This window comes from Streptomyces sp. UH6, assembly GCF_013421635.1.
Classification (GTDB): domain Bacteria; phylum Actinomycetota; class Actinomycetes; order Streptomycetales; family Streptomycetaceae; genus Streptomyces; species Streptomyces abyssomicinicus.
In genome coordinates this window covers 1-4,431 of the sequence record NZ_JACADT010000452.1, presented here as the reverse complement: position 1 = coordinate 4,431, position 4,431 = coordinate 1, and the positions used below count along the sequence as shown (strand labels likewise).

The window sequence follows — 4,431 nt, the reverse complement described above, 5'->3', positions numbered from 1 at the left end:
GCGGCCGCCTGGCCGAGGGCCTCGGCCGCCGCGCCGAAGGGGACGAAGCCCACGGCGGTGGCCAGCGCGTCCGGCATGGCCTGCACCGGCAGCCAGACGCCGGCGGCGAACATCATCGGCAGGAACACGACCGAGCCGACCGCCGTGGCGACCTTCGCGGTCGGGGAGAACGCGGCCACCAGGGCGCCCATGGCGAGCGCGGCGGCGGCCGCCAGCAGCAGAGCCAGCAGGTATCCGGCCACCTGCTCCGGCAGCCCGACGCCGCAGGCGATCCGGCCGACCGCCAGCGACAGCAGGACCGACACCAGGGCGGCCGCGCCGTGCAGACCCATCTGCGCGGCCAGCAACGCCGAGGGGCGCACCGGCGTCGCGGACATACGGCGCAGGATGCCGCGCTCCCGGTAGCCGGTGATCACCGGCGGCAACGCCTGGACGCCGGACACGATCAGCGCGACCAGCACGGTCACCGGCACGTAGGTCTCGATCAGCCGGACGCCCCCGAGGTTCGGGTCGGGTTCGCGGAAGGTCGGGATCAGCCCGAGGAGCGCCAGCAGGCCGGGCGGGAAGACCGCGATCCAGAAGAAGTTGCCGGGTTCCCGGAGGAAGAGGCGGGTCTCGGCCCGCAGCACCGCCCGGTGCGGACGGCGGGCCGCTGCGGAGCCGCCCGAGGCCGAGGGGACGGCCGGGGCGGGAGTGGGGGTCGCGGACATGGGGTGGGCCTCCGTCAGGTGGTGGTGAGATCGAGGAAGGCGTCGTCCAGCGTGGCGTCGGTGACGCGCAACTGGTGGGCGGTGACGCGCCGCCGGACGAGCAGCTGGACGACCGCGTTCACGGTGTCGTCGGTGCCGGCCAGGGTGAGCCGGCCGTCCTTGTCCTCCCTGGACGCGAGCCCCGGCAGGGCGGCCAGTTCGGCGTCGTCCAGCGGCTCGGACGGGGTGAAGGAGATGTGGGTGGCGCCGGCGGCCCTGCCGATCAGTCCCTGCGGGGTGTCCAGCGCGGTGATCCGGCCGCCGTCGACGATGGCGATCCGGTCGCACAGCCGCTGCGCCTCCTCCATGAAGTGGGTGACCAGCAGGACGGTCACGCCCCGGGCGCGGACGTCGTCGATCAGGTCCCAGGTGTCACGGCGGGCCCGCGGATCCAGGCCGGTGGTCAGCTCGTCGAGCACCACGATCCGCGGGTTGCCGATCAGGGCGAGCGCGATGAACAGGCGCTGCTTCTGGCCGCCGCTCAGCTTGCCGAACCGGGTGTCCAGCTGGTCGGTCAGGCCCAGCCGCCCGGCCAGCTCGTAGCCGTCGGCGGGGGCGGGGTACAGGGCGGCGTACAGCTCCAGCGCCTCGCGGACGGTGAGTTTGGGCTGCAGCTCGCTCTCCTGGAGCTGCGCGCCGAGGAGGTGGGTGACCTTCTCGTGGTCGGCGGCCGGGTCCAGCCCCGCCACCCGGATCCGGCCGGCGTCGGGGGACCGCAGGCCCTCGACGCACTCGACGGTGGTGGTCTTGCCCGCGCCGTTGGGGCCGAGGATGCCGAAGATCTCGCCCTCCTCGACGGTGAAGGAGACACCGTCCACGACGGTCCGGCCGCCGTAGGCCTTGCGCAGTCCCTCGACCTCGACGACCGCCGCCCGGCGGGAAGTCGTGGGTGCCGTCGTGTTCCTCGGGTTCGTCGTCGCCATGGGGGAAGCGTCCCCCGCGGGCGCCGCACGCCGCATCGCCCGTCCGGCGCGAAGCCGCATCGCCCGTCCGGCGCGAAGCCGCATCGCCCGTCCGGTGCGAGGGCGCGTCGTCCGATCGGTGCGAAGGCGTATCGTCCGTCCGGTGCGAGGGCGCGTCGTCCGATCGGTGCGAAGGCGTATCGTCCGTCCGGTGCGAGGGCGCATCGTCCGATCGGTTGATGCGGGACCACGACCGGGCGGCAGCGGCCCGCGCGGCTCGCCCGGACCGCCGTCAGTCCACGACCGACGCGTGGACCAGCCGCCGGATCTCCGGGAACAGCATCCGCGACCGCCGGGGCCGCACCTGCGTCATGAACTGCACGGTCAGATCGTGCACCGGGTCCACCTCGAAGAGCGTGGTCGCCACGCCCTTCCAGCCGAAGGTCCCGCGCGAGGACGGCGACTGCGCGCGCGAGGGGTCCACGACCACGGAGAACCCCAGCCCGAAGCCCACCCCGGCGTTGGCGGGCTCGTCGTGGACCGGCGCTCCGAAGCTCCTGATGTCCGCGCCGTCCGGCAGGTGACTGCGGGTCATCAGCTCCACCGTCGCGGGCCGCAGCAGCCGTACGCCGTCCAGTTCGCCGCGGCGCCGGAGCATCTCCATGAAGCGGTGGTAGTCGCCCGCGCTCGCCACCAGCCCCCCGCTGCCGGACACGAACCGAGGCCGCTCCCGCACCGGGGTCCCGGGCAGGACCTCGAGCAGGCCGTCGTCGCCGTCGCCGTAGAGTTCGGCCAGCCGCCCGGCCTGTTCCCCGTCGATCCGGAACCCGCTGTCGTGCATCCGCAGCGGCCGCAGGACCCGCTCGGTCACGAAGACGTCCAGCGGGAGACCCGAGACCACCTCGATCACCCGGCCCAGCACGTTGGTGGCCACGGAGTAGTTCCACCCGCTTCCCGGTTCGAACTGGAGCGGAAGCCGGGCGTACGCGTCGCAGGTCTCGGCCAGGTCGCCGCCCGGCAGCACCGAGGCGTGCAGGCCCGCCTCCCGGTAGAGGGCGTCCACCGGATGGGCGTGGTGGAAGGCGAAGGTCAGGCCTGCCGTGTGGGAGAGCAGGTGCCGGATCAGGACGGGCCCGTCGGCCGGCCGGGTCCGCATGCCCGGGCCCTCGCCCGCCACGTGTACGCGGGGGGCGGCGAAGGCCGGCAGGTGGCGCTCGAGCGGGTCGTCCAGCGAGAGCAGGCCCTGTTCGACCAGCACCATCGCCGCCACCGAGGTGACCGGCTTGGTCATCGAGTAGATCCGCCAGAGGGTGTCCGGCTCCACCGGCAGACCCGCGGCGAGGTCCCGGCTGCCGCAGACGGTCAGCCGCGCCACCCGGCCGGCCCGCGCCACCGACAGCAGGTAGCCCGGCAGGCTCCCGGTCTCGACGTGCCGGGCCAGCAGCCGGTCCAGCTCCTCCAGCCGCCGCGGATCGAGCCCCGCCTCGTCCGGGTCGATCTCCTGGCGCAACACCGTCCTCGCGGTCGCCGTCATGCTCCTGGCCTTCCGTGTACCTTCCGCAAGCTGAACCGGGATACCCCGTCCGGCGCAATCTCAGACCTGATCGGGCCGCACGGGGAACACGCCGGCCGATGGGGACGTTCGGCGGGTATGAGCGAAGAAGCCCTGCTCGCCCTGCTCTCCGAGGCCGACGGCGGAGTGCTGGCGACTCTCAGGTCCGACGGGCGGCCGCAGCTGTCCAACGTCAACCACGCCTACTACCCGGAGGAACGCCTGCTCCGGATCTCCGTCACGGACGACCGGGCCAAGACCCGCAACCTGCGCCGCGATCCCCGTGCCTCCTACCACGTGACCAGCGCCGACCGCTGGGCCTACACGGTCGCCGACGGCACCGCCGAGCTGACCCCGGTGGCCCGGGACCCGCGGGACGGGACGGTGGAGGAGCTGATACGCCTCTACCGCGACGTCAACGGCGAGCACCCCGACTGGGACGACTACCGCGCGGCCATGGTGCGCGACCGGAGACTGGTGCTGCGGCTGCGCGTGGAGCGGGTGTACGGCATCCCGAAGGGCGCCCAGGGGTGACGGCCGGGCGTCCGGTCCGTGGCGGTGGCGGTCCTCCCGCCTAGAGTTCCGTGCCACCGGGCCGGGCGTTCCACACCGAGACCACCGGGCGGCCGTGCTCGGCGGACAGACGGCTGACGGTGCCGGTGAAGATCTGGAACAGCCGTCCGTCCCCGGGCGGCAGGCCGAGCCGGCGGGCCGTCAGGACGCGCAGGTAGTGACCGTGGGCCACCAGCAGGACGTCACCCCGGTCGGCCCGCAGCAGCGGCTCGATGCGGGCCAGCACCCGGTCCGCCCGGGCGCCGACCTCCTCCGGGAGTTCCCCGGGGTGCCCGTCCGCGGAGGGCGGGCACCCGTCGCTCCAGATGTTCCAGCCGGGCCGGTCCCGGCGGATCTCCTCCGTCATCATCCCCTCGTACGCCCCGTACTCCCACTCCCGCAGCTCCGGCTCCGTCTCCGCCCCGGACAGTCCCGCCAGCCGCGCGGTGGCGACGGCGCGCAGCCGCGGGCTGGTCAGCACGGTGAGCGGCGTCCGGCCGGCGAGCAGCGGAACCACCGCCCGCGCCTCCTCCTCGCCCCTGGGGGTGAGCGGCAGGTCGGTGCGGCTGGTGTGCCGGCGTGCCGCGCTCCACTCGGTCTCGCCGTGCCGCAGCAGCAGAAGATCGCCCACGACCGGCCCGCCTACCGCGGACCCGAGGGGCCGGCCGCCTCGACG

General features: G+C 74.2%; 5 protein-coding genes. 1 reads left to right on the top strand and 4 read right to left on the bottom strand.

Annotation, left to right across the window (positions count from 1 at the left end):
• The 3 genes from HW445_RS19695 to HW445_RS19685 all read right to left on the bottom strand — a co-directional run.
• Positions 1-710, bottom strand: a 710-nt coding sequence (locus HW445_RS19695) for an ABC transporter permease (protein ID WP_180222310.1), incomplete at its 3' end; no start/stop codon positions are given.
• A gap of 14 nt (positions 711-724) precedes the next feature.
• Positions 725-1,672 carry an ABC transporter ATP-binding protein gene (locus tag HW445_RS19690; RefSeq protein ID WP_180222309.1) on the bottom strand — a complete coding sequence of 316 codons (948 nt, stop codon included), beginning with the start codon at positions 1,670-1,672 and terminating at the stop codon, positions 725-727.
• A gap of 271 nt (positions 1,673-1,943) precedes the next feature.
• Positions 1,944-3,185, bottom strand: coding sequence for a serine hydrolase (locus tag HW445_RS19685; RefSeq protein ID WP_180222308.1), 1,242 nt, complete (start codon positions 3,183-3,185; stop codon positions 1,944-1,946).
• Positions 3,186-3,302: 117 nt separating this feature from the next.
• Between HW445_RS19685 and HW445_RS19680 the strand changes: the two genes are divergently transcribed.
• Complete coding sequence (locus HW445_RS19680; RefSeq protein WP_180222307.1) at positions 3,303-3,737, top strand: PPOX class F420-dependent oxidoreductase; 435 nt, start codon at positions 3,303-3,305, stop codon at positions 3,735-3,737.
• A gap of 40 nt (positions 3,738-3,777) precedes the next feature.
• On the opposite strand, the gene HW445_RS19675 is transcribed toward HW445_RS19680, so the two are convergent.
• The gene (locus HW445_RS19675) at positions 3,778-4,386 is read right to left on the bottom strand and encodes a histidine phosphatase family protein (RefSeq protein WP_180222306.1); all 609 of its coding nucleotides are present in this window, start codon (positions 4,384-4,386) and stop codon (positions 3,778-3,780) included.
• Positions 4,387-4,431 lie beyond the last annotated feature (45 nt).

Bases quoted from the DNA above. Each gene is read 5' to 3' on its own strand.
- HW445_RS19680 (WP_180222307.1), top strand. From the start codon at position 3,303: ATGAGCGAAGAAGCCCTGCTCGCCCTGCTCTCCGAGGCCGACGGCGGA.
- HW445_RS19685 (WP_180222308.1), bottom strand. From the start codon at position 3,185: ATGACGGCGACCGCGAGGACGGTGTTGCGCCAGGAGATCGACCCGGAC.
- HW445_RS19690 (WP_180222309.1), bottom strand. From the start codon at position 1,672: ATGGCGACGACGAACCCGAGGAACACGACGGCACCCACGACTTCCCGC.